Below are 21,935 nucleotides of genomic sequence, written 5' to 3'. Positions count from 1 at the left end.
CCGCCCGACTCTGTCAGGATGGCATCGATCAATCGGGGTGAAAGGTTCAGCCCGGGGTAATGCTGGAAGCACCGTTCGCGGTGATCTGCGAGAGCTTGCCCTTCTTGACCAGCACCGGCTTGGAATAGGTCTTCTTCATGTGGCATCTCCAATGTCAGGCTCTAGGCTTAGGCGATAGAACGATTTCACTCGATCGGGCTGGAACCGGCGCCATTGGCGACCGCCGTAACCTGCGAGAGCTTGCCTTTCCTGACCAGCACCGGCTTCAAATAGGTTTTCTTCACAGTGATCCCTCCAGGATCATGCGATAATGCCTGACAGATCGACACTGTCAACCTTTGCGGTACCGTCATCCCGTCTCGGCTTTTCTTGTCGCCCATGCGCTAAATCCGCAAATCCACCTTCATCGAGAAAGCGTTGTTCTTGGGCGCGCATTGATTGATGCGGGCCTGGCTTGGCTGGTCGGCCTGCTCAAACAGACCTGACGCAGCCAGTGGTTGCAAGATATCGGACTTAAGTCTTACAATTTTACAAAAAAGGTCTGTATTGACTGAGACAGGGGTCGTAAGCCGCTTTCGCAAGAGCGTCGATTTGTGAATGCTGTTCTGGTAACGCCATCCGTTTGACGGATCGAATCGGTCCTCGCTGACGATCAGGGGTAGAACAGATTACGCGCTTGCGCCAACTCTCCTGGCTTGCCTTGCGGGCGTCCACGACGCTCGCCCTGGTGCTTGTGCCCTATCACCTCAGCTTTGACGGCGCCGCCAAGATTGCCGCCAGCAATGCCTTCGCCAAGGATGGCGGCGGTAATGGGGGCGGCGGCAATGGGGGTGGCGGCGGCAATGGCGGTGGAAACGGAAATGGCGGTGGCAACGGCAACAGCGGTGGAAACGGCAACAGCGGTGGCAACGGCAAAGGCAAGGGCAATACTGGCGCCGGCAAGGCCAGCCACGTGAATTCCGCAACCGGCGACCAGGTTGCGGTCGACGCCACCGGCATCACGGTCACCCATCCCAACGGCATGAAGGAAGATATCCACAATGGCCGGTTCACGATGAAGGATGCGCTCGACCGCACCATTGTCGAACGGGCGGCGACCCCCGCCGATGTGGCACGTTTGAAAAGTTTGTGAGAGCCAGCCGCTTTCGGGCGGATGTTTTTGCCTCAGGTGCCGTGCCGATGGGTGTGGTCCGTGTGCGGCACGTCAATCCGCGCGCTCCCGCGCCTCGCGCATCAGCAGCGCCGCCTCGGTGCGGTTGCGGACATTGAGCTTGGCCAGAACCCGCGTCATGTGATGCTTGACCGTCTTCTCCTGCAGCGAAAGCCGTGCGGCGACTTCCTTGTTGCTCAAGCCTTCCGCCACCAGGCGCAGAATATCTGTCTCGCGGCCGGTGAGCTGCTGCATGGGATCGGCCTTGCGGTTCGCCGGCTGCAACAGGTCCGACAGAAGCCGGGCCGACAGTGTCGGCGAGACATAGCTTTCGCCAGCCGCGACATTGCTGAGGATTTCGGCCAGCGCCTTCGAACCGACGCCTTTCAGCACATAGCCGCGTGCGCCGGCATTGAGCGCCTGGGCAACATCGGCGTTGGCTTCCGACACGGTCAGCATGACGACCTTCTGGCCGGGGTGCCCGGCCATGATGTTTGCCGCGGCGGCGAGCCCGCCGCCCGGCATGCTGATGTCGAGCAGCACGATGTCGGGCCGCGTGGCCGTGACCAGCCTCTCGGCATCCTCGGCGCTGGCGCCTTCGCCGACCACTTCGAAACCGCCGATCTCGCCGAGGCTGCGCGCTACGCCCTCGCGAAACAACGGATGGTCGTCGACAATGGCAATGCGGATGGCGTGGGTCACGATTGCTCCTCGATGGACAATGATATCATCAGTCGTGTGCCTTGTGGGCCGGATACGGTTTCGAACTGGCCGCCTATGCTCTCGATACGCTCCCGCAGACCGGCAAGCCCAAGGCCCTCGCTTCTTGCCGGGTCGAATCCGGGACCACCGTCCAGCACCTCGACGAACAGCTTGCCGCCTTTCATTGCCGCTTTCACCGCCTGATCCCGGCCTTTTCCGTGGCGATAGGCATTGTTCAGGCCTTCCTGGACAAAACGATAGATGCTGATCTTCTCGGAAGGACCGGGTTCGCGCAAGCGCTTCGGCAGCGTCAGCAAAACCGAGGTTCCGGTCCGCCGTTGGTGTTCGGCGACCGCCAGCCGCAATATGTCCAGCACCGCCGCCGTCTCGATCTGCGGCAGGACGAGACCGTTGCAGATGCCGCGTATCTCGTGGATAGCTTCGTCAAGCGTTTTGTGGATGTCGGCGATCTCGGCTTCGCGCAGCGCGGTGGACGCGCCGGGATCAAGCAGGATCGGGCTGTCCATCCTGAGTGCAGCAAGCGCCACGAGCTGGGCCGGCCCGTCGTGAAGATCGGCGCCGATGCGCCTGAGATAGCGTTCGTTGAGCGCGGCGGCGCGGCGCGAGGCATGCTGCACGCGCTCTCGCAGCGATGAATTCTGCGACAGCAGCGCGCGCAATTCGGCAATCTTGGCCTCGAGCGCCGCCCGCTGGGTCTGGATGGTGCGGCTGCCGCGAAAGACGATGCCCGAGAGCAGCGCCAATGCCGCCGCCGTGGCGCCGGCCACCACCAGCCAGCTTTGCCACAGGGCGACGTTCAGCGTCGCTTCGAAGTCGTCGGCAACTTCGTAGAACTCTGAAACGGCAACGACTTCGCCCGACCAGGGTTCGCGTATCGGATTGTAGATTTCCAGCAGCGGTCCAGCCACCGTCTTTTTCTCGTGTGGGCTCTCGGCGTCGTCATCGAGGTCGTTGTACTCGGCCACGACATTGCCGCTGAAGGCGGCGACCAGGTTGGCGTTCGGCTCGAACACCTTGCCGATCAGCGTCGTATCCTTGGCGTAGAGGATCGTGCCGTCGCGCCGCCACAGCTTGAACGACGCCAGCCGCTTGCCGAGTGCACCCTGGTCGAGCGTCTCGTCCAGCGCCCGCTTGACGGTGTCGTCGAGCTCGCGGCTTTTGCGCATGTCGGGCAACAGCGGCGCGATCACGCTGTCGACATAGAGCGCCGTGGTCGCGGCGGAATTGCGCATGACGCCTTGCCGGATCTGCGAAGTCACCCACAGGCCAACCACCAGCATCACCACCAGCAGCCCGATACCGCCGGCAATGAGGAACTGCAGGGCCAGCGACAGTCTGCCCCAACGTTGAAAGAACTCTCCCAGGAAAACCCCAAGCAATCGCACGATCCACCTTTCCTACCCCGTACTTGTTATAGAGGCACTGCAGCGTTTGCGACATTGCCTGTGCAAGATTTTGCGCCCATGGAAAGTCTGGTGTGCCAAGGATGATGCTCCTGCCGTTCCAGCGTTGGATGTGGGAGCACCGGGCTACTGGCCGACACACGACGCCGACCGTGACGGCATAGCTTGCGAGCCCTGGAATGGGGCAAGCGCAAGCGGCGTCAAGGTGCATCGCTATTGGCGCACCGGCCGATAGGTCTCACAGCTCCTTCTCCGCCAGTTCGCGGAAGGCGTCGGGAACCGAGCGCCGGGCTTCCAGCGCCACCGCGCCATAGCCGACCGCCTCTCTGCCAAAGCGCTGGCGGATCTTGTCGATGGCGCGGTCGGCGCCAAAGCGCGCCAGGCCCTTTTTGCTGCCGGGCCGCTGCTTCTCGTCATCGAGGCCGAGCGGCAACTCGAGCTGCAGCTCGGCACTTTCTTCCAGCTGCGACACCGAGATCGCCAGCAGCGAGATGGTCTTCTCCCGCGGGTTGGCGGCCAGCACGCCGCGCACCAGCTCCTCGGCGATTTCGGCCAGCATCGCGGTTGCCGAAATCGGCTGATCGAGCGTCACCGAGCGCGTGACCGCATGCAGATCGGCAAAACGCACCCGCACCGTCACCGTGCGGCCGGGCCGCGATTTCGCCCTGAGCCGGCTGGCGACCCGGTCTGCCAGATGCAGAAGAACAGGTCCGAAGACATGGGCCTCCGCCGGCCGCTTGCCGAGTGCCGACTGTGCGCCGGCCGAGTGCGCCCGCCGGTGCGTCTCGAGTTTTCGCGGGTCGCGGTTCCATGCCAGCGATGCCAGCTTCTCGCCGGCGGCGGGGCCAAGCAGCCGGCGCAACGCACCGCTGTGAGTCTTGGCCAACTGGCCGATTGTCTCGACACCGATCTCTGCCAGCCGCGCCCTGGTCGCCGGGCCGACGCCCCACATCAAGCCGACCGGCAGGTCATGCAGGAAGGCGAGCTCCGTTGCCGGATCGACGACCACCAGCCCGTCGGGTTTCGCCACTTGCGAGGCGATCTTGGCCAGGTGTTTGGTGCGCGCCACGCCGATCGAGATCGGCAGGCCGAGCTCGGCCCGCACACGCCGCCGCACCGTGGCGGCGATCTCGGCCGGCGCCCCGAACAGATGCGTGCAGCCGGCGACATCGGCAAAGGCCTCGTCGATGGAGATGCGCTCGACCAGCGGCGTAAAATCGTCGAGCACTTTTATCGCCGCATCGCCCAGCCTCTGGTACTCGCCGAAATTTCCGCCAACAAAGATCAACTGCGGGCAAAGCTCCCGCGCGCGTCGTCCCGGCATCCCGCCGCGCACGCCGAAAACCCTGGCCTCGTAGGAAGCGGCCAGCACGACGCCGCCACCGACGGCAATCGGCTTGCCCCTGAGCGACGGGTCGAGCAGCTGCTCGACCGAGGCATAGAAGGCATCGAGATCCGCATGCAGGATGGTCGGTTCCATCCCGGCCGTTCCTTTAGGCGTTGCAGCATTAGCCGCGTCTGTTGCGAGGGGCGGCTTTTCAGAACAAATAGAGAACAAACAGGGTCCGCTGTCAAGCGTGGCGCTTAACCTCCAGTGAATTCGCAGGAGATCCGGCCGTCGATTTGCCTTGCCGCCGGATGCAGGGAACATTGTCTCTCGCCACGGCGTTGAGTGTCTCGATGGGACATTGTTTCGTGGAGGCCGGTATGGGCCAGTTCGAGATGAGCGACCTCGTCAGCGTCGTTGACGCTTGTACGAGCGATCGCGTTGCCGGGCACTGCGTGTCTATGGCCAAGGCGGTGGAAGAGTTGCGGGTGCTGACGGGTGATTTTGTGTCGCCGGACGAGGCAGTCGCCAACGCACTGTCGGCGGTAGCGCTGGGACGCGGCTGTGCGGTGCTGTTCGACGAACAGCCGGGCGCCGACATCCTGCTGATGCCATAGATGCCGCAAGCGCTTGAAAGGCTGTCCTTCCCGGGCGACCAAATCGACCACCACCGATGCTCCGAAGGCCTGCATTCTGGCGCTCAATCCGTCCGTCTCGGCTGCCCCTTCCGGCAGGTTTATCATTAAATTGATGGCTGGCCGGGCATGTGGAATCCCGTGTTTGATGCTGATCGATAAGTTACGCGACGACAGTCATGGCTCCGCTGGTTGCGACCTAAGTATCACAGCAATTAGGGCTAAGGTCTGATCAGTATAGGGCGTCAGTCGCGCAAAGGGCCCGTTCGTCCGGCCATGTTCATATTTATGTTTAAATATCAATTAGTTACAAGATTTGTCCAACCTTTTTGCAAGCCGATTATCGCATATCGCAACCACATTTATCTAAAGTTTACTCCATCGAATTAGCAAATTCTCATATGGCGCTGCTATAGCGGGTCGGCGGTGGCGGCTATCCCCGAGGAGGTATCATGACATCCCGAAAAACTCTTTTGGCGGCGCTTGCCGCGTTTGCGCTCCTGGCCTCTCCGGCCCTGGCTGGTGCCGGTGGCAACGGTGGCGGTAACGGTGGTGGCCACGGCCATGGTGGCGGTAACGGCGGCGGCAACGGCCATGGCAGCGGCAATAGCGGCAAATCCGGCAACAGCGCTTCGCATGGCAAGTCGGCATCGGCTCACGGCAAAAAGGCCTCGACCGATGACCTGGCTGACGTCGATGACGTCGAGGTCGCCGCGACGCCCAAGGAAAAGAACATCCACGCCAAGCTCGGCCGGCTGAACTCGCTGCAACGCAACATCAACGCCTATTTGAACTCCAAGAGCAAGAAGTTCGCCGGCGTTCAGGCTTATGTGACACAGTCGGCAGTTGCCAAGAACGCCCAAGCCGCGGTAGATGCCGCTGATCAGGCGGTCCTCGACGCCCAGGCCGCGCTCGACGCGCTAGAAGCGAAAGCGGCTGACCCGCTTACCCCGCCCGACGAGGTCCCGACCCAAGCCGATCTCGACGCCGCGCAGACCGCGGTGGATGACGCCACTCAGGCGGCACTGGATGCCAAGGATGCGGCCGCCGAAGCTACCGGCAACATCCCATCGCTCGACGACGCGCTCGCCGATATGGCCAACAAGCCAGTCGACGCCGAGGTCACCGACTGGGCCAACGGCGTGCTTGCCGAGAAGATCGACCAAATGGCCGCCAAGCTGGCACCTGCGCCAACGCCGTAAAGCCGATCGCGGCTGAAACGGCCCAATCTATATGCCGCCGGGGTTCGCCCCGGCGGTTTTTTTGCCGGCACGAGGGAACTGCCAATATCAAGGGAAAAGCGGTGCTAACCCCAAGTGCGGCATGGAAAATCTTCACTCCCGCGTGTAGCCTTCGCAATGTCGGGGTAAACGGCATAGGGGAGAAACGACATGCCTAGGGTTTCGGAACTTTTCTTTAAAACCGCCATCGTGTTCCTGATATTGGGAATTGCGGCTGGCCTGCAGATGGCGATCTCAGGCGATCACAGCGCCTTCCCGGCGCATGCGCATATCAACCTGCTGGGCTGGGTGACGAGCGCCATCTTCGGCGGCTACTACGCGCTCAATCCGCAAAAGGCGGCACGCCGCGTCGCCATCATCCACTACTGGCTCTATACGGTTGGCGTGGTGATCATGCTGCCTGCCCTCTACGTGATGCTGCAGGGAAATCCGGCACTTGAGCCTGTCGTTGCCGGCGGCTCGCTCATCGTCGCCGCCGCTGTTCTGGTCTTTGCTTTCGTGGTGTTCTCACCGGAAGCGGCACGTTCGGCCGCAGCCGTGCCGTCGGTTTCTCGCTGACTGTCCGCGCAAGGCGATTGAAGTCTGACCGCGTCGCGAATAGCGACGCGGGTTGGTTTGGCCTGATGGCTGCAGCCAGAGGTTGCAGCGCGTGCCGTCGCCTCGGCTGTCGGCCCTCCCGTATTATTTAGTGACCATTTGGCGCTGGAACCTTCCCTGGTACCGCGCGTTGCCGCGACTGTATTCGTGCTGCCTTATAAATAGGCAGCACTGGGTACAGCTAAGCGGGCAAGGGGCAAAACAGGGTTGGGGGAGGAGCACGACACCATGTCGAAAAGAGAAATCGGGGCGTCCGCCTCGCTGGGCAGACGCGTCGCCGATCTGAAAGCCAGGATGCGAAACGCCAGGATTACCGAACACGAGATGCAGACATTCCAGAAGGTCGCAGCCATTATGGGGAGTAGCGAAGGGTCCCTACGCCTCGACGCGGACGATCTGATCGCCGCGTCCTTCGTCACCGAAGTACTCGGCGATTCCGCGAACTGAATGCCCGATTGCCCGGCCGTCGGCTTTCAAGCGCCGGCGGTTGCCGGCCGGCCGAAGCGTGCGCGCGCTCAGCGCCGGGCGATTGCTTGCGCGCTTGAAGAGGTCGGGTGAGCGATCTCAATGGCGCTTGAAATACTGGACTTCGCGTTCGTGTTTCTCGGCCGCCTCGCGGCTGTCGAAAGTGCCAAGGTTGCGTCGCCGTCCGGTCTTTTCATCGATCTTGCGCGAATAGAGGCGATATTTTCCTGATTTGAGTTTTCTGATCATCGGTCTCTCCCTGATCCCCAGGGCGCCGCTGAAGCCAAGCCGCCAGGGCGCACTGGCGTGACGAACGAAGAGTACGGCCGCAGCCCGACCCTTCGAAAAATATCAGTCGCGATGCTCCGGCATCGCCTTGAGCTGGTCCTTGGTCCAGCTGGTGACGGCGTGGACGTCGCCATCCTCGTCGCGCATGAAGTCAAGCTGGCTGGCGGCGACAGCCACCGGCTTGGCGCCGATGCCAAGAAAGCCGCCGACGTCGATGACAACCTGACTGCCGTGCAGATGATCGACAGAGCCGATCTTCTTATCGTCAGGACCATAGATTGTCGCGCCTTCGAGTATGTCGGGCGTGAGTTCCGTGCTGGCAAGTCGTGCGTGATTGGTGTGATCCATGATCGATCTCCTCTGGGTTCGGACAATTTCCTAACCAGCGAACAGGCGAAGGGTTCCGGTACAACACCACGAAACTCCGGTGCAGACAGCTTCGGGCCTACACCTCGTCGAAAGGACCACCGCGCCGCGCCGGGTCGCGACCGATGGCGGCTTCCTCGGCATCGTCGGGCAAGGCATCGTCACTGTCCTGATAGGGGTTGTCGTCGTCTTCCTCCGGCAGGTCGCCTTCCTTCTCGACACCGGTGGTGTCCGGCAGGCTTTCCTCATCTGCTGCGTCGGGCAGGATCCTTGCGCCGCGCAGCGCATCCCAGTCCTGCTGGCTCGGTGCCGGCGCTTCCACTTCGTCGCTTCGCTTTCTCCGCGGGTCCATAATTTTTCTCCCTGGGTCGGTCCTCTGCATCGAGAAAGTGGAACTCGCCGCTGGCAAGCAGGTTCCCGAAACCGGTCCACCTTGCTTGGGGAATGACCTGGAACCACTGGGGGGAACCAATTGCCGCTGGGCTGCATTTGCCAAAACGAAGACGATTCCCAGACGGAGACCGGACAATGAAGATTTTTGTTTTCTTGCCGTGCGCGCTGCTGGCCCTTACCGGCGCTGCCGCCGCGCAAGACAGCGGCGAGGGAGCTCCTTCCGTGCCTTGCCAGGCGCAGCCCCAGGACAACGGCCAGCAGCCGCCTCCCGCCGAAGACGGCAACGGCAATTCGACCGCCGATCTTGGTTCTTGCGGCGGCGTGTTGCAGCCGCCACCCAGCGGTGATCAGGGCATGACGCAGCCGCCGCCGGATCAGGGCAAGACGCCGGTGATCAAGCCCGGCGAGGTGCCTGTGCAGCCGCCGAAGCAATGATCTCGGTTGAGGCCTTACAGTATGAGCCGAGGCCGGCCGGTTCCAGCCTTGGCCAGGCGTAGCGCAGTCACCGGATCAATGCCGGTCCACGCAATGCCGACCGTTTCGGCAAAGGTTGTGAAAGCCCGCCGCGCCTGGTCCTTGGTCAAGTGTCCGGCCCTGGCCATTTCGCAGGCCCTCACTGCCGTGTCGTAGAACTTGCCGCGTCTGGCCTGCGGCCATTCCTTGAGAAAATTATGCATCTCGGCCAACGTCGCGATGTTGCGTTTGAAGCCGGCGCCCACCGCAATCGCCACGGGAATTTGGAGCCGCAAATCGTCCATATTAAAGGTCTCCTGAGGGATCGTCTTCAATGCGAACAGGCCGATGCGGTTCCAGCTGACATGGGCTGAAAGGCGATCAATTTAGTATCCGCTTGCGGAACAAGACCGTACTGGCGGCGTTTGCCTCCAGGAGCCCGCCATCTCGATTTGTGCTGTTTTCGCCTCGTGCGGGGACACGGCGGAGCTCGCACACAACGACAGGAGACGAAGATGAAAACCGTCCTTATTCCCGTCGCCGGGCTCGCCATGATCGCCGGCCTCGGCGTTGCCGCCGCCGATGAGGTCATCGTCACGCAGCCGGCACAGCAGCAGGTGATCATCACCCCCGAACAGCGCACGGTCGTGCGCCAATACGTAAAGAAACATCCGCTTGCCTCGATCAATCTGCTCGGCGTCGAATTGAATGTCGGCTCTGCCTTGCCCGACACTGTCGAGTTGCAGGAGGTTCCTGACGTTCAGTACAGATACGCCGTCGTCGACAACCACACCGTGCTGGTCGATCCCAGCACGCGAAGAATTGTCGAGGTGGTCGAGTAACGCTCGACAACCGACCTGACTATTTATCGGTGATACAGGCCCTGTCGTTCTTCCCAAGAAGGGCGGCAGGGCCAAAGGACGAAAAGAAAGGAGCATTGCCATGTTGCCGCATGTCGAGACCAATGTGGCGGCGTGTTGTGACAAGCTGTTGGCTGAGCGCAGCACCGCGCTGCTGTCAATGAAGGAAGCAATCGCGCTCCTGCGCGAGCGCACCGGAACCGATCGTTCGGATGCCGACCTGGCCGGGCTGATTGTCAAGAAGGCGGCGCTACTGGGCGTCGCCGTGGTTTCGGATCAGCACTGAGACGTCTCGTCCCTCAAGACGCCGGCTGAATTTTCGGCTAATGTTTTCGTGGAATCTGGACCAACCGATCGGACCCAACCACGGAGGCTTAAGTGACGGACGACAAACAGGACCGTATTCGCCAGCGGGCGCACGAGATTTGGGAAAACGCCGGCCGGCCCGAAGGTGCGCATCAGGAGCACTGGGAACAGGCCACGGCTGAAATCGATGGCGCATCCGCCAAGCCGAAGAAAGCGGCGAAGAAGGCTGCTGCGAAGCCCGCCAAGGCCGACGCCAAGCCAAAGGCCGCAAAGCCGGCGGCTGCAAAGTCCGGCAAGGCCAAGTCCAAATAGGGCAAGTCGAAATAGGGCAAGGCTGAAGTCGCCCGTCCTTGGCGCTCGCCGTTGAGCCGAGCCTCTCAACCTGACGAATTGCGGCTGCAATGGGCAGCGCAATTTTGTTTTGTTTGGCTAACCGCGTCTCATGCCTCCCAGGCACACGACGACAGCGCAAAGCGGATACCGGCAGCTGTCATGGCCAGTTCGCATTCGGTGATCTGGCGCAGGTGTCGAAGATAGCGCGCCACCGTTTGCGGCAGCCAGCCGGCGCAGGCCTCGACATAGGCGCGGCTGTGAACGAGCGTGCCGGTCGACAGCCTCTCCTCCTTCTCTGCAATCACCTTCAGATACTGGCGGATGAAACGGATATCGTCGGCGATGTCCTGGCTGGCCATTCGCCAAGCTCCGGCAAGGCGTTCGCGCTGGTCGAGCGACAAGGACGACAGCAGCGGCAGCGGCAACAGCGGGCGGGAGAGGTCGGCGAAGGCGGCATGGTTCGCTGTGCTCACGGAATTCCCCTTGTTGAAAAGAGCAATCGTACTTTACGTACGAAATTGCGTCAAGCAAATAGCGTACAATTTGAACGATAAGGGTGCCAATGCACTGCGGAATTATCGGGCCAGCTAATCCGCACCGATTGCCTGTATCGGCTTGAATTTCAAGCAAGTTAGAAGAAATCCGTGAAAATCTTATACCATGGGGAGCGGGGACCCCCGCCCATGTGGCCCAAACACTTTCCCGCAACCCCTCAACAAAACGGCTTCCCCAATGCCTCGAACAGTGCTTTAACCCGCGCATCCACAGGGGTGCTCCGTATGGTCGGGGCTGAGATGCGGGCGGCAAGCCTTCGGACCCTAAAGCTGATCTGGATAATACCAGCGGAGCGAGGCGGGCGATGTTTTCAGGCGCACAGATTTCCCTTTATCCCATGACCGACGATTTCGTCGGCGTCATCCTTGGCGCGCTTGGCGCGCTCGACCCCTGGCGTGACCGGCTGCGGATCGAGACCGACGACATCTCGACGCTTTTGGTCGGGCCGCCCGAAGTGCTGTTCCCCGCCATGCGCGACCTGTTCGTGGCGGCGGCCAAAAGCGGCAGGCACTGCGTGCTTTCGGCTGCGGTTTCGCGCGGCTGTCCGGGTGAGCCCGACGATCCGATCTGCCGCTCCGACCAGACCGGCGGACCCGCCATTCCGCTGGACGAGCGCAAGGTCGCCGCGATCCGTGCCGTCCAGGCGACGCCATCGACCGACCAGCCGGTGGCAGCGCAGTTCTCGCTCTATGTGATGGGCACGGGCGACCATATGGATGAAATCTATGGCTGCATCGATTTCCTGAAGCAGTCCGGCGTCTTTGATCGCTCAAAGAACTTCTGCACCAAACTGCGTGGCGATGCCGGCGCGGTGTTTGCAACGCTCACGGAGGCCTTCTGCCGCTTCGGCCCCGGCGCCGGCCACGTCACCCTCGACATCACGATTTCGGCGAACAGCCCGAGCGCCGTCTGAGCCGCGCTTTTTCGCGTGCCGTCGAGGGAAATTGCCGTGGCTGTTTTGCCCAACCCATTGCGTGGAGGAGATGCCTTCACATCTGACCTTGAGCTGCAGGGCGAAGGGGAAGCTTCGGCGATTGGCGATGGCGGAGGCGACATCCAATCTCCCCCACAAGGGGGGAGATCAGCTGTGGCCTCAGTCATCGCCAGAACTGCACCCGCCGCCCTTTCCTTCGCCCTGCTCCTCGCGGCGTGGGAATGCTATGCCCGCTATGGCGGCGCAGCGCCCACCATGCTGCCGGCGCCGTCGCGCGTGCTGCTGCAGGCCTGGGATAATCGCGCAGCACTCGCCGAAAACACGCTTCCCACCATCCGCGCCACATCAGCCGGCTTTGCCTGCTCGCTGGTGGCTGCCTTCGTGCTGTCGGCGCTGGTCGATTTCTTGGCCCCGCTGCGCCGCGCGCTCTTCCCGCTGCTGATCGTCAGCCAGACCTTGCCGCTGGTGGCGATCGCGCCGCTCATCGTGCTGTGGTTCGGCTTCGGGCTGATGCCAAAGATCCTGCTGGTCGCGCTCGTCACCTTCTTCCCGATGATGGTGGCGCTGGTCGAGGGGTTCGCCGCGACGAGCAAGGAGATTTCCCAGATGCTCGCCGCCATGGGGGCAGGGCGCTGGCGCACCTTCTGGCTGGCGCGGCTGCCTTCGGCGCTGCCCTATTTCTTCGCCGGGCTGCGCATCTCCATCACCTATGCCGTGGTCGGCGCGATCTTCGCCGAATATGCGGGCGCGGCGAAGGGGCTGGGCATCTACATGCTCAACGCCAAGAACAATTTTCGCCCCGATCTGGTGTTGGCCGCCGTCGCCGTCAGCGCGGCGCTCACGCTTGCGTTGTTCGGCCTTGCGGTGCTCATCCAGCGCCTCGCCATGCCCTGGGAAAATGCCGGGAACGAGAGCCGCGACCGCAAGCCTTCGGGAGAGAGCCGCCAATGACGCGTCTCGAACTCCGCGACGTCAGAAAAAACTTCGGTGCACTGGAGGTGCTTGCCGGCATTTCGCTCCATGTCGCGGCCGGCGAGTTCGTCTCCATCCTCGGCCCCTCCGGCGCCGGCAAGTCGACGCTGTTCCAAGTGCTGATCGGCGCGCTGAAAGGCGAGGGCGACATGCGCTTCGACGGCGCGCGATTGCAGGGCAGCCCGTTCGCCTTCATGCCGCAGCGCGATGCGCTGATGCCGTGGCGGCGCGTCATCGACAATGTGACGCTGGGGCTGGAAGTGCAGGGCGTGCCACGCCGGGCCGCTCGCGAGCAGGTCGCGCCGCTGTTTGCCGAATTCGGCCTTGCCGGCTTCGAGTGCGCCTGGCCGGCGGAACTCTCCGGCGGCATGCGCCAGCGCGCCGCCCTTTTGCGCACCGTGGTGCAACAGCGCGACATGCTGCTGCTCGACGAACCCTTTGGCGCGCTGGATGCGCTGACACGCATGGCCATGCAGCGCTGGCTGGAAGGCATGTGGCGGCGCCACCGCTGGACGGCGCTGCTGATCACCCATGATGTGCGCGAAGCCGTGTACCTCTCCGATCGCATCTATGTGCTGTCGGCGCGGCCAGCCCGCATCATCAGCGAGATCGCCGTGCCGCTGCCACGCCCGCGCGCCACCGGCGGCGATGCCGCGTGCCAGGCAGCGGTGCTCGAAGCCGAAATCCTCGACACGCTGCTCAATCCCGGGGCTGACCGAGCCTCGTTCCCGCAGACCCTCCAAAGGAGATCATCATGACCGACTTCACCCGCCGGCAAGCCCTGCTTTTGACGCTGGCTGCCGGACTGCCGCTGGCCTCGCGCGCTCATGCGGCTGCGCAAAAAATCACCGTCGCGCTCGACTGGACCGTCAACACCAACCACATCGGCCTGTTCGTGGCCCGCGACAAGGGTTTCTACGACGAGGCCGGGCTCGACGTCGACATCCTGCCCTATGGCGACACCGGCGCCGGCACGCTGGTCGCCAGCCGCGTCGCCGATTTCGGCATTGCCGGCGTTGGCCTGTTCACCCAGCGCGCCGCCGGCGCCGATCTCAAGGCGGTCTACGCCGTGGTGCAGCAGGAGACCGGTCGGCTGGTCTTCAACGCGGATCGCAGCGAGATCAAGAGCCCTAGGAATCTTGACGGCCTGACCTATGGCGGCTTCGGCAGCGCCTGGGAAAACACGCTGATCTCGACCATCATCCGCCACGATGGCGGCAAGAGCAGTTTCGAGACGGTGACGCTCGGCACCTCGGCCTATGAGGCGCTGGCCAACGGCTCTGTCGATTTCACGCTGGAGGTCTCGACCTGGGAAGGCGTCGATGCCGAACTGAAAGGCATCAGGCAGCGCAGCTTCCGCTACGCCGATTACGGCGTGCCCGACGAGCACACCACCCTCATTGCCTCAAGCGATGCCTATCTCCAGGCAAACCCGAAGGCGGCGTCGGCCTTCGTCGAGGCAACGCGGCGCGGCTATCAGTTTGCCGTCGACCACCCGCAGGAAGCCAGCGATCTCCTGGTCGCTTCCAACAAGGATGCTCTGACCGACCCGGTCCTGATCCACGCCTCGCTGAAGATGCTGGTCGACGGGCACTTCCTCAGAAGCGAGGCCGGCGTCATCGGCACCATCGACAAGGCCAAGATCGAGGCGATCGGAACCTACCTCTTCAACGCCGGAATATTGCTCGACGCCGACAGCAAGGCGCTGAAGGAGCGACCGGACTTTGGAGCGTATTTCACGAACGAGTTTCTGGCGTAAGGGCTCGAACTGCTGATCTCCCCCCTTGCGGGGGAAATGGCCGGTAGGTCAGAGGGGGGTGCGAAGGAACGCGACCTTCCTTTCTGGCAACTACTTCCCTCCGAGGCTTGCCGCCGTCTTCCGGTCGGCCTCGGCGCGTTCGCGGTTCCCCTTCGCCTTCCAGGAGGCGCTTCGGGCGTTGTAGAAATCGGCGGATTTCTGATTGAGCGCGATTGCCTGGTCGTAGTCGACGATGGCCTGGTCGTGGTCGCCCTTGTGCGCCCAGGCGAGGCCCAGCGCGTAGTAGGCATCGACCAACTTCGGGTCGAGGTCCACGGCCTTGTCGTAGTCGGCGATGGCGCGGTCGTCGTCGCCCTTGTTTGACCAGGCTAGGCCCCGGCCGTAGTAGGCGTAGGCGCGTTTCGGATCGAGGCCGATAGCCACGTTGAAATCGGCGATGGCGCGGTTGTAGTCGCCTTTGCCGCCCCAGCTCAGGCCACGGTTTTCATAGACCCCGATGAGTGTCGGATCGAGGGCAATGGCCCGGTTGTAGTCGGCGATGGCGTGATCGAAGGCACCCTCCGCCGCCCATGCGCCGCCCCGGTTGAGGTATGCGGATGCGTTCTTGGGATCGGCGATGATCGCCAGGTTGTAATCCGCGATGGCCCGGTCATTGTCGCCCTTGTACGACCAGGCAAGGCCTCGGTTGTTGTAAGCAGCGCTGCTTTTCGGGTCGAAGGCGATCGCCTGACCATAATCGGCAATGGCCCGGTCGTAATCGCCTTTCGTGGCCCAGTCGTAGCCTCGGTTGTAGTAAGCGGATGCGTATTCAGGATTGAGGCCTATCGCCTGGTCGCTATCGGCGATGGCGCGGTCGAGATCACCTTCCATGGACCAGGCGTAGGCGCGCTTGAAGTAGGCTGTCGCACGCTTGTCAGGAGCGTCGGCCTGGTTATCGATGATTTGCGTGCAGGCTTCGATCCGCCGGCTGGGGTCGGCCGCATTGCCGATGCAGGCCGCATAGGTGAGATTGGCGGCGATCCCCATCGCGCCGCGGACGTCCACCGCGACGAGGCCGGTCAGCAGCAGCAACAGCGGCAGGCGCCATTTTCGCACCAGCCGTATCAGCCGGCTTTCGCCCACGCCTTCCCGGTTCGTCATTTCGCCGGTTCTCCCCCGAAAACCATTGACCTCGGCCGACACCGACGGCTGCTTGCCATGCAAGCAGAAATTGCGGCGTCGAGAAAGAGCAACGTTCAGATTTCGAGGCCGAAGGCAAAGCGGTGCCGCGGCTGTAGCCCCTCACATATCGATCATCGAGCGCTTCACCCGGCCGATGATGGTGATGGCGCCTTCCAGCGCCGGCGGCGGGATGTCCATGTACGAGGCCGGCTGGAAGGGCGGGTTCTCGTTGGGGCGATAGCGTTTGTAGGTGGCTTGGCCGCTTTCGTCCGAAATGACGTAGCAGCCATTGGTCACCAGCCGCTTGTCCCTGAGGTTGACGAAGATGATCGAATCCGGCGGCGAGATCTTGTTCATCGACGGACCGTCGACGCGCAGCGCGATCCATTGGCCCTGCTCGAGATCGGTGGTGGGGATGGTCGGATAATCGCTGAGATTGACCACCATGTCCTGGCTGCCGAGTTCGCCGGCGCTGATCCACGAGACGATGGGCACGTCGACCGTGGCCAGCGACGGCATCGGGATCTGCCGGCCCGCCTCGTCAAAGCCGAAATGGCCGCCCGAAAGGCTGCCGCCCTCGCCATTGAACAAGAGCCAGCCGGGATCGACGCCGAACAGGCGGCCATATTTCTCCGCCGCCTTGCGCGACAGCGGCCGGTTGCCGTTCTCGTGGCTGATCAGCGTGTTCTTGTTGATGTCGCGCAATGCCCGCGCGGCATCGCTCGGCGAGGCATAACCCGCCTCCGCCCGTGCCTGCTGCAATCTGTGCTTCGGTTCCTGCATCGTACAAATTGCCTGAAAATTATCGTCCGTATTGTACGATTTCGCTTGCGTGCGTTTCGTACATATCGTACGCTTAGCGCATGATCGAACAAACCGCAAGCGTTTCCGCAGGCATCGTAAGCTTTCTCCAATCGTCCGGGCTGTCCTCCTCCCCGGTCCGGACGCAAACCGGGGCTTTTGCCCCGGATCCGGTCGAACTCCCCCTGTCGACCGGAGTGGCCGGAGCCGTTCCTCTCCCGGCTCCGGCCACCTCTCTGCCTCAGGGCGCCGCCGATGCCGGCGGCGTCTCCTGTATCCGCACCGAAGACGGCACCGTCATCCTGTTCGACCGGCTGACGGGCAGAGCGGTTTCCGGCCTCACCAGGATGGCGGCCGAAGCCGCATTGCGAAACCTCGTCGCCGGCGCCCTGCCGGCCGCCTGACGACATCAAACCACACTCTTTTGAACCTGCCCGGCCGTCAGGCCGAGCGCTCGCCTTTGCGCGCAAATCAATGGATCCGACATGACTGCCTATACCGACACCGAATTGCAGGAGATTGCCGTCTGGTTGAAAGACGGCCTGTCGGCAACCAGGATCGCCGTCCGCTTTACGGCGTTGCGCGGCAGCCCGGTCTCGCGCAACGCCATCATCGGCATCGTCCACCGCAACGCTGCGCTGAAGACCATCGGCTTCGCCAATCCCAAGGGCGGCCGATCCGGCGGCCGGCCCAGGAAGAATGCCACACGGAAGACTGCGGATAACGAGACTACGGCCAGGAAGACCGCGCCGGTGCAGCAGGGCACGCTCGCAAGGCGGCCAGACGCTTCGAAGCACGCAATACCAACCATGCCGGTCGCCGAACCGGTCCGTCAGCCACTGGCCAAGCCACTGTCGTCTCGGCCGGCACGTTCGATCCCGGGTGAGGGGCGGCTGGTGGTGGATGGCGAAATCTACCGTTTCAAGATCCCGGCGCCGCGCCCTGCCGCCATCGGGCGCCAGCCGCATGTCGCCGCCATGCGCCTCATCGACTGCCTGTTCGACCGCTGCCGCGCGCCGCTCGACCTGACGCTGGAGGAAGACCCTGAAAACGATGCGCCCGGCAGCCGGTCGGGGCCCGAGATGCTGTGCTGCGGCCTGCGCACAAGGGCTCTGAAGAGCTATTGCGCCTACCATCAGGCGCGCTTCCACCGGCCTGTGGCCGAGGTGGTTTAGGCGGCTAGGCTCGGTTCCTCGCCCCCGCAACGCGGGGGAGAGGTGGCTCGGCGAAGCCGAGACGGAGAGGGGGACGTCCGCGAAGCCAGAACCGGTGAGGGACGAGGGCTTCGTGCTCGGTGAGAGTTGGTTCACAGCCGCCGCGCTGCCCCTCTCCATCTCGGCTTCGCCGCCACCTCTCCCCATTTCATGGGGCGAGGAACCCAAGTCCAGCTCAACACAAATCCCAACAAGGACCACCCGATGAGCAGAAAAGCCGCGCAGAAAGCAAAACCGCCAAAACTCCCCAAGGACGAGGCCGAGCAGGTGCGTATCCGCCGCGAGATCGGCCATGACTTCGCGCTGAAGGACGACCGCTTCGGCCGCAAGCGGCTGAGCGTCGGCACCGAGGAGGCGCGTCGCGTCTACGAGGTCTCCAATGGCGGCTACACCACGACCGGCGGCATCGTGCGGGTGCGTAATGTCGATCCGCTGGTGGGGATCACCTCGCTGACGCGCCAGCAGCGCGAGGCCGGTCAGCGCTTTCGCGATGATTTCGAGCGCGCCTCGCGCGAAGGGCTGCGGCCGATGCCGTGGGAAGAACGCGTCGATTCAAGCCGCATCAATGGCGGCATTCCCGACCGCATGCTCAACACCGGCCGCGCCCATGCCGGCGCCAATGCCGCATTGGCGCATTGGGAACTGGCTGACGCCGTGCGCCAGATCTGCCTCGAAGGCCAGTCGGTGAAGTCGCTCGCCGAGCGCACCGGCGAGGGGCGGGATGTGGTGGTGAAGCTGCTGAAGGTCGGGCTCGACCTGCTGGCCGTGCATTACGGGATGATGCTGATGCGCAAGCCGCGATAAGGCCAGTCCGCACAGGCGAGCGGCCGGCCGACAGATGCCGGCCGGGCCCGGTTCACGCTATCGGATCACCGTTCGCAAACGCGGATTTCCTCAATGATCCTGTGGTGATGGCGCCAATGCTTGACCAGCTCTATATGGCAGCGGCGATGATGCCTGTGGTACCTGTGATACCTGTAGCTGTTGTCGTAGGTATCATACTGATAATAGGGGCGAGGAGCGTAGCGATCGCCGTAATAGTCGCGATATCCGCCATTGTAATCGTCATAGTAGCCGTTACCGATGCCGATCACGACCCGCCCGCCGGCACTCGCCGGGACGACCATCGCCGAGGCTGCGGCGATAGCGACAATCGAAGCAAGCAGGAGCTTTTTCATGGCTGCCTCCTGTTCAAGGTTGATCTAATACAATCCCCGAGACGCAACCTCGTTCCAAAGTTTTGCAAGATGTGAACAACCCTGCGCTCGGGTGCACGCGGGATGAGGGTAGCCACCGTAGCCACCTGTCAGCATCATCCTTAGATCTTGAACCCTTAGCTGTCCCAGCCATCAACCCAGCATGTGAACCAGCAAGGGACCGTATAAAAACAAGCACTTGGGGCGGTTCAGTGAATCAATCTCTGAATCTGCTCCAGGCGCCTTTCTTGTCTGGCTTCGCCGCCTCGCCAGCATCCGGCGCCTTCTCCCACCCGAACACACTGCGCCCGCCAAGCAGATGCGACTGGTCGAACTCGCCGGCGACAATCTCCTTCAGGCTCGGCCCAGTGACGTAGCGCTCCAGCAGCCGCGCTTCGCCATCCAGCCGTTGCAGCGCGCCAAGCTCTTCGTCGCGGCCGAGCTTTGCCTTGCCGACGGCCGATTTCAGCACCGCGATCGTCTCGTCATAGACTTTCAGCGGCACCGGGAAGGGGTGGCGGTCCTTGCCGCCATGGGCGAGCGAGAAGCGCGCCGGATCGGAGAAGCGGCAAGGCGCGCCGTGCACCACTTCGGCCACCATGGCCAGCGCCCGCACCGTGCGCGCGCCGACGCCAGGCACCAGCAGCAGCTCGGGAAAATCCGTCGGCCCGCTTTCGATGGCGGCCGAGATGTTGCCGTGCAGCCGGTGCATGACGATGTCGCTCTCGCGCACGTCGTGGTGTGCCGGCATCACCAGATTGGGCAGCATCGGCTGCACGGCTGGTTTCGCGGGCGCTTTCGTCGGCGGCTCCAGCACGGCAAGCTCGTCAAGGATCTGCTCCGGGCTCATGGTCTTCAACAGGTCGAGCTGCCCGGTCCGCGATGGCTCGGCGCGATGGTCGGTCAGGTTGACGATCTCGCCCTGGGTCTCGCCCTCGATAGCCGCATGCGGCTGGTCGACAAAGCTGGTGAGCCCTTCCGACAGCCAGTGGTAGCGCCGCGCCTGGCGGCTGTCGCCGTTCATGCCTTGCTGCACCACCACCCAGCGGCTGTCGTCGGTGACGATGAAGCCGTGCAGATAGAGGTCGAAGCCGTCCTGCACGGCCGCACTGTCCACCTTGGCGACCAGGCGGCTGGCGGTGGCAAGCGCCGCGCCATCGATGCCGACGCGCTCGCCGATCGCCGCCAGTTCCTGCGGCGTCTTGCGCGAATGCGCGCCGCGCCCGCCGCAGACATGGATGCCGAGCTCGCGCGACATCGGGTTCAGCCCGCGCTTCAGCGCGCCGACGACCGAGGTGGTGATGCCCGACGAGTGCCAGTCCATGCCCATGACGGCGCCGAAGGACTGGAACCAGAAAGGATGCGCCAGCCGCCGCAACAGCTCGTCGCGGCCATAGTGATGGATGATCGCCCCGCACAGCACCGCGCCCAGCCGCGTCATGCGATCGCCCAGCCATTTCGGAACCCGCCCGCCATGCAGCGGCAGGTCCGCACTGCCGCTTCGCTGCGTCAAGTTTTGCCTCCATGGATGACGGCGCACCGGCGGTGCGCCTGTGATCTAGATGGCATTTAGGTTGAGATTTGCAAGCCGGGCAGGCGCAGCGCCTTTCGCTCGGTTGTCCCCGCCGGCACCCATCCTTGCGATCCCACCAAAACCGTTTGAATATGCGCGTCGCCGCTTGGGGGAGCACACGTGGCGCACATCGCTGTGGTCACGCATGAATATGACCGGTTCGAGACGCCGTGGCGCCCGCTGCGCCGGCGCGACAGCCCGTACATGCTGTTCGACATCCTGGCCGAGCTCGAGCGGCGCGGACACCGTGTCACGCGGCTGCGCGGCCTGTCACACCCGCCCGATGCCGACTGCGCCATCCTGCGTGTCGACGCCACCGTCGTGCCGCAGGACTGTGTCGACTATGCCGGCCGCTTTCCGCTGTGCCTCAATCTCGGCGTCACCGACATTTCCAAGCGCCGCATCAGCCGGGCGCTGCTGCGCGACGGCGACGGCTGGCGCGGGCCGGTGATCGTCAAGAGCAACCTCAACCACCACGGCCTGCCCGAAGCGCGCTTCAATCTGCGCGCCGCGCGCCACGGCCGCGAACTGCCCTTTCCCGGCGCTCGCGAAATGCCCCACTACGAAGTTTTCGCCACGCGCGGCGACGTGCCCTCAGAGCTGCTCGAACGGCCTGATCTGGTGGTGGAAAAATTCATCCCGGAAATCGTCGCCGATGGTTTCGGCACCCGCATCTGGGTGTTCTGCGGAACGCGCGAACGCTGCGCGCGCTATGTTTCGCCCAACGCCGTGGTCAAAGCCTCCGAGACGATAAGGCGCGAGCCGGTGCCGGTGCCCGACGAATTGCGCCTTCTGCGCCAAAAACTCGGCTTCGACTACGGCAAATTCGATTTCGTCATCCACCAGGGCCAGCCAGTGCTGCTCGACGCCAACACGACGCCCGGCCGCCCGAAAAGCGTGCGCTCGATGCTGGTGGAAGCGGCGGCGAATTTGGCGGATGGGTTCGAGGGGATGATGGGGCGGGGCGGGTAGCGCCGTCCATTCTCTTCATTCTACCGTCCCCTCCTAAAATAGCGCCCGTTCCAGCTCCAGCGATTCCGCAAACGGCGTCGACAGATGGTGGCGGTCGCGGTAGGCGAGCCGGCCGCCAATGAAGACATGGTAGGTCTTGGCGTCGCAGAACTGGTTGGTCACATAGCTGGCCTTGGGAATGGCGCCTGCGCCATCTGGCCGCAAAGGGCAGCTTGTATCGCAAACACGCGCGCACGCCCCCAAAACATGCGCCATCGG

Annotated in this window: 32 protein-coding genes and 1 riboswitch; of the genes, 17 read left to right on the top strand and 15 right to left on the bottom strand. The window is 63.3% G+C overall.

Annotated elements, in window-relative coordinates:
• Positions 1–46 precede the first annotated feature (46 nt).
• Complete coding sequence (locus tag ACWGTO_RS24595) at positions 47–139, bottom strand: putative RiPP precursor (RefSeq protein ID WP_454577392.1); 93 nt, start codon at positions 137–139, stop codon at positions 47–49.
• Between the two features lie 46 nt (positions 140–185).
• Positions 186–380 (bottom strand): hypothetical protein, encoded by a 195-nt coding sequence (locus tag ACWGTO_RS24590; protein WP_454577391.1) that lies wholly within the window; start codon positions 378–380, stop codon positions 186–188.
• Between the two features lie 296 nt (positions 381–676).
• Between ACWGTO_RS24590 and ACWGTO_RS24585 the strand changes: the two genes are divergently transcribed.
• Complete coding sequence (locus tag ACWGTO_RS24585; protein ID WP_454577390.1) at positions 677–1,132, top strand: hypothetical protein; 456 nt, start codon at positions 677–679, stop codon at positions 1,130–1,132.
• A gap of 72 nt (positions 1,133–1,204) precedes the next feature.
• Here the strand turns inward: ACWGTO_RS24585 and ACWGTO_RS24580 are convergent, their stop codons facing one another.
• From ACWGTO_RS24580 to dinB, 3 genes are all read right to left on the bottom strand, one after another.
• Positions 1,205–1,852 carry a response regulator gene (locus tag ACWGTO_RS24580; protein WP_454577389.1) on the bottom strand — a complete coding sequence of 216 codons (648 nt, stop codon included), beginning with the start codon at positions 1,850–1,852 and terminating at the stop codon, positions 1,205–1,207.
• Positions 1,849–3,207 carry a sensor histidine kinase gene (locus tag ACWGTO_RS24575; protein ID WP_454577424.1) on the bottom strand — a complete coding sequence of 453 codons (1,359 nt, stop codon included), beginning with the start codon at positions 3,205–3,207 and terminating at the stop codon, positions 1,849–1,851. The genes ACWGTO_RS24580 and ACWGTO_RS24575 overlap by 4 nt, the downstream gene beginning before the upstream one ends.
• Before the next feature lie 307 nt (positions 3,208–3,514).
• The gene (gene dinB, locus ACWGTO_RS24570) at positions 3,515–4,756 is read right to left on the bottom strand and encodes a DNA polymerase IV (protein WP_454577388.1); all 1,242 of its coding nucleotides are present in this window, start codon (positions 4,754–4,756) and stop codon (positions 3,515–3,517) included.
• Between the two features lie 227 nt (positions 4,757–4,983).
• On the opposite strand from dinB, the gene ACWGTO_RS24565 reads away from it, so the two are divergent.
• The 4 genes from ACWGTO_RS24565 to ACWGTO_RS24550 all read left to right on the top strand — a co-directional run bounded on the left by ACWGTO_RS24565 (position 4,984) and on the right by ACWGTO_RS24550 (position 7,523).
• Positions 4,984–5,220 carry a hypothetical protein gene (locus tag ACWGTO_RS24565; RefSeq protein ID WP_454577387.1) on the top strand — a complete coding sequence of 79 codons (237 nt, stop codon included), beginning with the start codon at positions 4,984–4,986 and terminating at the stop codon, positions 5,218–5,220.
• Between the two features lie 491 nt (positions 5,221–5,711).
• A complete protein-coding gene (locus ACWGTO_RS24560; protein WP_454577386.1) occupies positions 5,712–6,440 on the top strand; it encodes a hypothetical protein in 729 nt (242 codons plus the stop codon).
• A gap of 189 nt (positions 6,441–6,629) precedes the next feature.
• Positions 6,630–7,037, top strand: a complete 408-nt coding sequence (locus ACWGTO_RS24555; RefSeq protein WP_454577385.1) for a hypothetical protein — start codon at positions 6,630–6,632, stop codon at positions 7,035–7,037.
• A gap of 267 nt (positions 7,038–7,304) precedes the next feature.
• A complete protein-coding gene (locus ACWGTO_RS24550; RefSeq protein WP_454577384.1) occupies positions 7,305–7,523 on the top strand; it encodes a hypothetical protein in 219 nt (72 codons plus the stop codon).
• Positions 7,524–7,640: 117 nt separating this feature from the next.
• On the opposite strand, the gene ACWGTO_RS24545 is transcribed toward ACWGTO_RS24550, so the two are convergent.
• The 3 genes from ACWGTO_RS24545 to ACWGTO_RS24535 all read right to left on the bottom strand — a co-directional run bounded on the left by ACWGTO_RS24545 (position 7,641) and on the right by ACWGTO_RS24535 (position 8,547).
• Positions 7,641–7,790, bottom strand: coding sequence for a hypothetical protein (locus ACWGTO_RS24545; protein ID WP_454577383.1), 150 nt, complete (start codon positions 7,788–7,790; stop codon positions 7,641–7,643).
• Positions 7,791–7,892: 102 nt separating this feature from the next.
• Positions 7,893–8,177, bottom strand: coding sequence for a PRC-barrel domain containing protein (locus ACWGTO_RS24540; RefSeq protein WP_454577382.1), 285 nt, complete (start codon positions 8,175–8,177; stop codon positions 7,893–7,895).
• Between the two features lie 97 nt (positions 8,178–8,274).
• On the bottom strand, positions 8,275–8,547 hold the full coding sequence (locus tag ACWGTO_RS24535) for a hypothetical protein (RefSeq protein WP_454577381.1): 273 nt from the start codon (positions 8,545–8,547) through the stop codon (positions 8,275–8,277).
• A gap of 176 nt (positions 8,548–8,723) precedes the next feature.
• Here ACWGTO_RS24535 and ACWGTO_RS24530 point away from each other — a divergent pair, with 176 nt between their 5' ends.
• Complete coding sequence (locus ACWGTO_RS24530) at positions 8,724–9,023, top strand: hypothetical protein (RefSeq protein WP_454577380.1); 300 nt, start codon at positions 8,724–8,726, stop codon at positions 9,021–9,023.
• A 14-nt stretch (positions 9,024–9,037) separates the two neighbouring features.
• Here the strand turns inward: ACWGTO_RS24530 and ACWGTO_RS24525 are convergent, their stop codons facing one another.
• Positions 9,038–9,346 (bottom strand): DUF982 domain-containing protein, encoded by a 309-nt coding sequence (locus tag ACWGTO_RS24525; protein WP_454577379.1) that lies wholly within the window; start codon positions 9,344–9,346, stop codon positions 9,038–9,040.
• 210 nt (positions 9,347–9,556) lie between these two features.
• Here ACWGTO_RS24525 and ACWGTO_RS24520 point away from each other — a divergent pair, with 210 nt between their 5' ends.
• The 3 genes from ACWGTO_RS24520 to ACWGTO_RS24510 all read left to right on the top strand — a co-directional run bounded on the left by ACWGTO_RS24520 (position 9,557) and on the right by ACWGTO_RS24510 (position 10,519).
• The gene (locus ACWGTO_RS24520) at positions 9,557–9,883 is read left to right on the top strand and encodes a DUF1236 domain-containing protein (RefSeq protein ID WP_454577378.1); all 327 of its coding nucleotides are present in this window, start codon (positions 9,557–9,559) and stop codon (positions 9,881–9,883) included.
• A 100-nt stretch (positions 9,884–9,983) separates the two neighbouring features.
• The gene (locus tag ACWGTO_RS24515) at positions 9,984–10,187 is read left to right on the top strand and encodes a hypothetical protein (RefSeq protein WP_454577377.1); all 204 of its coding nucleotides are present in this window, start codon (positions 9,984–9,986) and stop codon (positions 10,185–10,187) included.
• 92 nt (positions 10,188–10,279) lie between these two features.
• A complete protein-coding gene (locus ACWGTO_RS24510) occupies positions 10,280–10,519 on the top strand; it encodes a DUF2934 domain-containing protein (RefSeq protein WP_454577376.1) in 240 nt (79 codons plus the stop codon).
• 128 nt (positions 10,520–10,647) lie between these two features.
• Here ACWGTO_RS24510 and ACWGTO_RS24505 read toward each other — a convergent pair whose 3' ends face one another.
• Positions 10,648–11,013 carry a hypothetical protein gene (locus ACWGTO_RS24505; protein WP_454577375.1) on the bottom strand — a complete coding sequence of 122 codons (366 nt, stop codon included), beginning with the start codon at positions 11,011–11,013 and terminating at the stop codon, positions 10,648–10,650.
• A gap of 283 nt (positions 11,014–11,296) precedes the next feature.
• Positions 11,297–11,409, top strand: a riboswitch (TPP riboswitch).
• Here ACWGTO_RS24505 and ACWGTO_RS24500 point away from each other — a divergent pair.
• The 4 genes from ACWGTO_RS24500 to ACWGTO_RS24485 all read left to right on the top strand — a co-directional run bounded on the left by ACWGTO_RS24500 (position 11,400) and on the right by ACWGTO_RS24485 (position 14,760).
• Complete coding sequence (locus tag ACWGTO_RS24500) at positions 11,400–12,008, top strand: YkoF family thiamine/hydroxymethylpyrimidine-binding protein (RefSeq protein ID WP_454577374.1); 609 nt, start codon at positions 11,400–11,402, stop codon at positions 12,006–12,008. (Overlaps the previous riboswitch by 10 nt.)
• Before the next feature lie 174 nt (positions 12,009–12,182).
• Complete coding sequence (locus ACWGTO_RS24495) at positions 12,183–12,980, top strand: ABC transporter permease (protein ID WP_454577373.1); 798 nt, start codon at positions 12,183–12,185, stop codon at positions 12,978–12,980.
• A complete protein-coding gene (locus tag ACWGTO_RS24490) occupies positions 12,977–13,759 on the top strand; it encodes an ABC transporter ATP-binding protein (RefSeq protein ID WP_454577372.1) in 783 nt (260 codons plus the stop codon). Before ACWGTO_RS24495 ends, ACWGTO_RS24490 begins: the two co-directional genes overlap by 4 nt.
• The gene (locus ACWGTO_RS24485) at positions 13,756–14,760 is read left to right on the top strand and encodes an ABC transporter substrate-binding protein (protein ID WP_454577371.1); all 1,005 of its coding nucleotides are present in this window, start codon (positions 13,756–13,758) and stop codon (positions 14,758–14,760) included. The genes ACWGTO_RS24490 and ACWGTO_RS24485 overlap by 4 nt, the downstream gene beginning before the upstream one ends.
• 90 nt (positions 14,761–14,850) lie before the next feature.
• On the opposite strand, the gene ACWGTO_RS24480 is transcribed toward ACWGTO_RS24485, so the two are convergent.
• Entirely contained in the window at positions 14,851–15,963 is a 1,113-nt protein-coding gene (locus tag ACWGTO_RS24480; RefSeq protein ID WP_454577370.1) for a tetratricopeptide repeat protein, read from the bottom strand.
• 78 nt (positions 15,964–16,041) lie between these two features.
• Positions 16,042–16,704, bottom strand: a complete 663-nt coding sequence (locus ACWGTO_RS24475; protein WP_454577369.1) for a LexA family transcriptional regulator — start codon at positions 16,702–16,704, stop codon at positions 16,042–16,044.
• A gap of 80 nt (positions 16,705–16,784) precedes the next feature.
• On the opposite strand from ACWGTO_RS24475, the gene ACWGTO_RS24470 reads away from it, so the two are divergent.
• The 3 genes from ACWGTO_RS24470 to ACWGTO_RS24460 all read left to right on the top strand — a co-directional run bounded on the left by ACWGTO_RS24470 (position 16,785) and on the right by ACWGTO_RS24460 (position 18,740).
• Positions 16,785–17,126 carry a hypothetical protein gene (locus ACWGTO_RS24470; RefSeq protein WP_454577368.1) on the top strand — a complete coding sequence of 114 codons (342 nt, stop codon included), beginning with the start codon at positions 16,785–16,787 and terminating at the stop codon, positions 17,124–17,126.
• Positions 17,127–17,207: 81 nt separating this feature from the next.
• Complete coding sequence (locus ACWGTO_RS24465; protein ID WP_454577367.1) at positions 17,208–17,897, top strand: GcrA cell cycle regulator; 690 nt, start codon at positions 17,208–17,210, stop codon at positions 17,895–17,897.
• A 243-nt stretch (positions 17,898–18,140) separates the two neighbouring features.
• The gene (locus ACWGTO_RS24460) at positions 18,141–18,740 is read left to right on the top strand and encodes a DUF6456 domain-containing protein (RefSeq protein ID WP_454577366.1); all 600 of its coding nucleotides are present in this window, start codon (positions 18,141–18,143) and stop codon (positions 18,738–18,740) included.
• A gap of 65 nt (positions 18,741–18,805) precedes the next feature.
• Here ACWGTO_RS24460 and ACWGTO_RS24455 read toward each other — a convergent pair whose 3' ends face one another.
• Positions 18,806–19,114 carry a hypothetical protein gene (locus tag ACWGTO_RS24455; protein WP_454577365.1) on the bottom strand — a complete coding sequence of 103 codons (309 nt, stop codon included), beginning with the start codon at positions 19,112–19,114 and terminating at the stop codon, positions 18,806–18,808.
• A gap of 235 nt (positions 19,115–19,349) precedes the next feature.
• Positions 19,350–20,645: a DUF763 domain-containing protein gene (locus ACWGTO_RS24450; protein WP_454577364.1), complete on the bottom strand. Its 1,296-nt coding sequence runs from the start codon at positions 20,643–20,645 to the stop codon at positions 19,350–19,352.
• A 180-nt stretch (positions 20,646–20,825) separates the two neighbouring features.
• Here ACWGTO_RS24450 and ACWGTO_RS24445 point away from each other — a divergent pair, with 180 nt between their 5' ends.
• Complete coding sequence (locus ACWGTO_RS24445; RefSeq protein WP_454577363.1) at positions 20,826–21,677, top strand: hypothetical protein; 852 nt, start codon at positions 20,826–20,828, stop codon at positions 21,675–21,677.
• Between the two features lie 33 nt (positions 21,678–21,710).
• Here the strand turns inward: ACWGTO_RS24445 and ACWGTO_RS24440 are convergent, their stop codons facing one another.
• Positions 21,711–21,881, bottom strand: a complete 171-nt coding sequence (locus tag ACWGTO_RS24440) for a hypothetical protein (protein WP_454577362.1) — start codon at positions 21,879–21,881, stop codon at positions 21,711–21,713.
• Positions 21,882–21,935 lie beyond the last annotated feature (54 nt).

This window comes from Mesorhizobium sp. PL10 (assembly GCF_053714315.1).
This window is presented reverse-complemented; position numbering and strand designations above follow the sequence as displayed.

Coding starts and splice junctions, on each gene's coding strand:
- ACWGTO_RS24595 (WP_454577392.1), bottom strand. CDS start 139: ATGAAGAAGACCTATTCCAAGCCGGTGCTGGTCAAGAAGGGCAAGCTC.
- ACWGTO_RS24590 (WP_454577391.1), bottom strand. CDS start 380: ATGGGCGACAAGAAAAGCCGAGACGGGATGACGGTACCGCAAAGGTTG.
- dinB (WP_454577388.1), bottom strand. CDS start 4,756: ATGGAACCGACCATCCTGCATGCGGATCTCGATGCCTTCTATGCCTCG.
- ACWGTO_RS24565 (WP_454577387.1), top strand. CDS start 4,984: ATGGGCCAGTTCGAGATGAGCGACCTCGTCAGCGTCGTTGACGCTTGT.
- ACWGTO_RS24555 (WP_454577385.1), top strand. CDS start 6,630: ATGCCTAGGGTTTCGGAACTTTTCTTTAAAACCGCCATCGTGTTCCTG.
- ACWGTO_RS24550 (WP_454577384.1), top strand. CDS start 7,305: ATGTCGAAAAGAGAAATCGGGGCGTCCGCCTCGCTGGGCAGACGCGTC.
- ACWGTO_RS24545 (WP_454577383.1), bottom strand. CDS start 7,790: ATGATCAGAAAACTCAAATCAGGAAAATATCGCCTCTATTCGCGCAAG.
- ACWGTO_RS24540 (WP_454577382.1), bottom strand. CDS start 8,177: ATGGATCACACCAATCACGCACGACTTGCCAGCACGGAACTCACGCCC.
- ACWGTO_RS24535 (WP_454577381.1), bottom strand. CDS start 8,547: ATGGACCCGCGGAGAAAGCGAAGCGACGAAGTGGAAGCGCCGGCACCG.
- ACWGTO_RS24530 (WP_454577380.1), top strand. CDS start 8,724: ATGAAGATTTTTGTTTTCTTGCCGTGCGCGCTGCTGGCCCTTACCGGC.
- ACWGTO_RS24525 (WP_454577379.1), bottom strand. CDS start 9,346: ATGGACGATTTGCGGCTCCAAATTCCCGTGGCGATTGCGGTGGGCGCC.
- ACWGTO_RS24520 (WP_454577378.1), top strand. CDS start 9,557: ATGAAAACCGTCCTTATTCCCGTCGCCGGGCTCGCCATGATCGCCGGC.
- ACWGTO_RS24515 (WP_454577377.1), top strand. CDS start 9,984: ATGTTGCCGCATGTCGAGACCAATGTGGCGGCGTGTTGTGACAAGCTG.
- ACWGTO_RS24500 (WP_454577374.1), top strand. CDS start 11,400: ATGTTTTCAGGCGCACAGATTTCCCTTTATCCCATGACCGACGATTTC.
- ACWGTO_RS24490 (WP_454577372.1), top strand. CDS start 12,977: ATGACGCGTCTCGAACTCCGCGACGTCAGAAAAAACTTCGGTGCACTG.
- ACWGTO_RS24485 (WP_454577371.1), top strand. CDS start 13,756: ATGACCGACTTCACCCGCCGGCAAGCCCTGCTTTTGACGCTGGCTGCC.
- ACWGTO_RS24475 (WP_454577369.1), bottom strand. CDS start 16,704: ATGCAGGAACCGAAGCACAGATTGCAGCAGGCACGGGCGGAGGCGGGT.
- ACWGTO_RS24470 (WP_454577368.1), top strand. CDS start 16,785: ATGATCGAACAAACCGCAAGCGTTTCCGCAGGCATCGTAAGCTTTCTC.
- ACWGTO_RS24465 (WP_454577367.1), top strand. CDS start 17,208: ATGACTGCCTATACCGACACCGAATTGCAGGAGATTGCCGTCTGGTTG.
- ACWGTO_RS24460 (WP_454577366.1), top strand. CDS start 18,141: ATGAGCAGAAAAGCCGCGCAGAAAGCAAAACCGCCAAAACTCCCCAAG.
- ACWGTO_RS24455 (WP_454577365.1), bottom strand. CDS start 19,114: ATGAAAAAGCTCCTGCTTGCTTCGATTGTCGCTATCGCCGCAGCCTCG.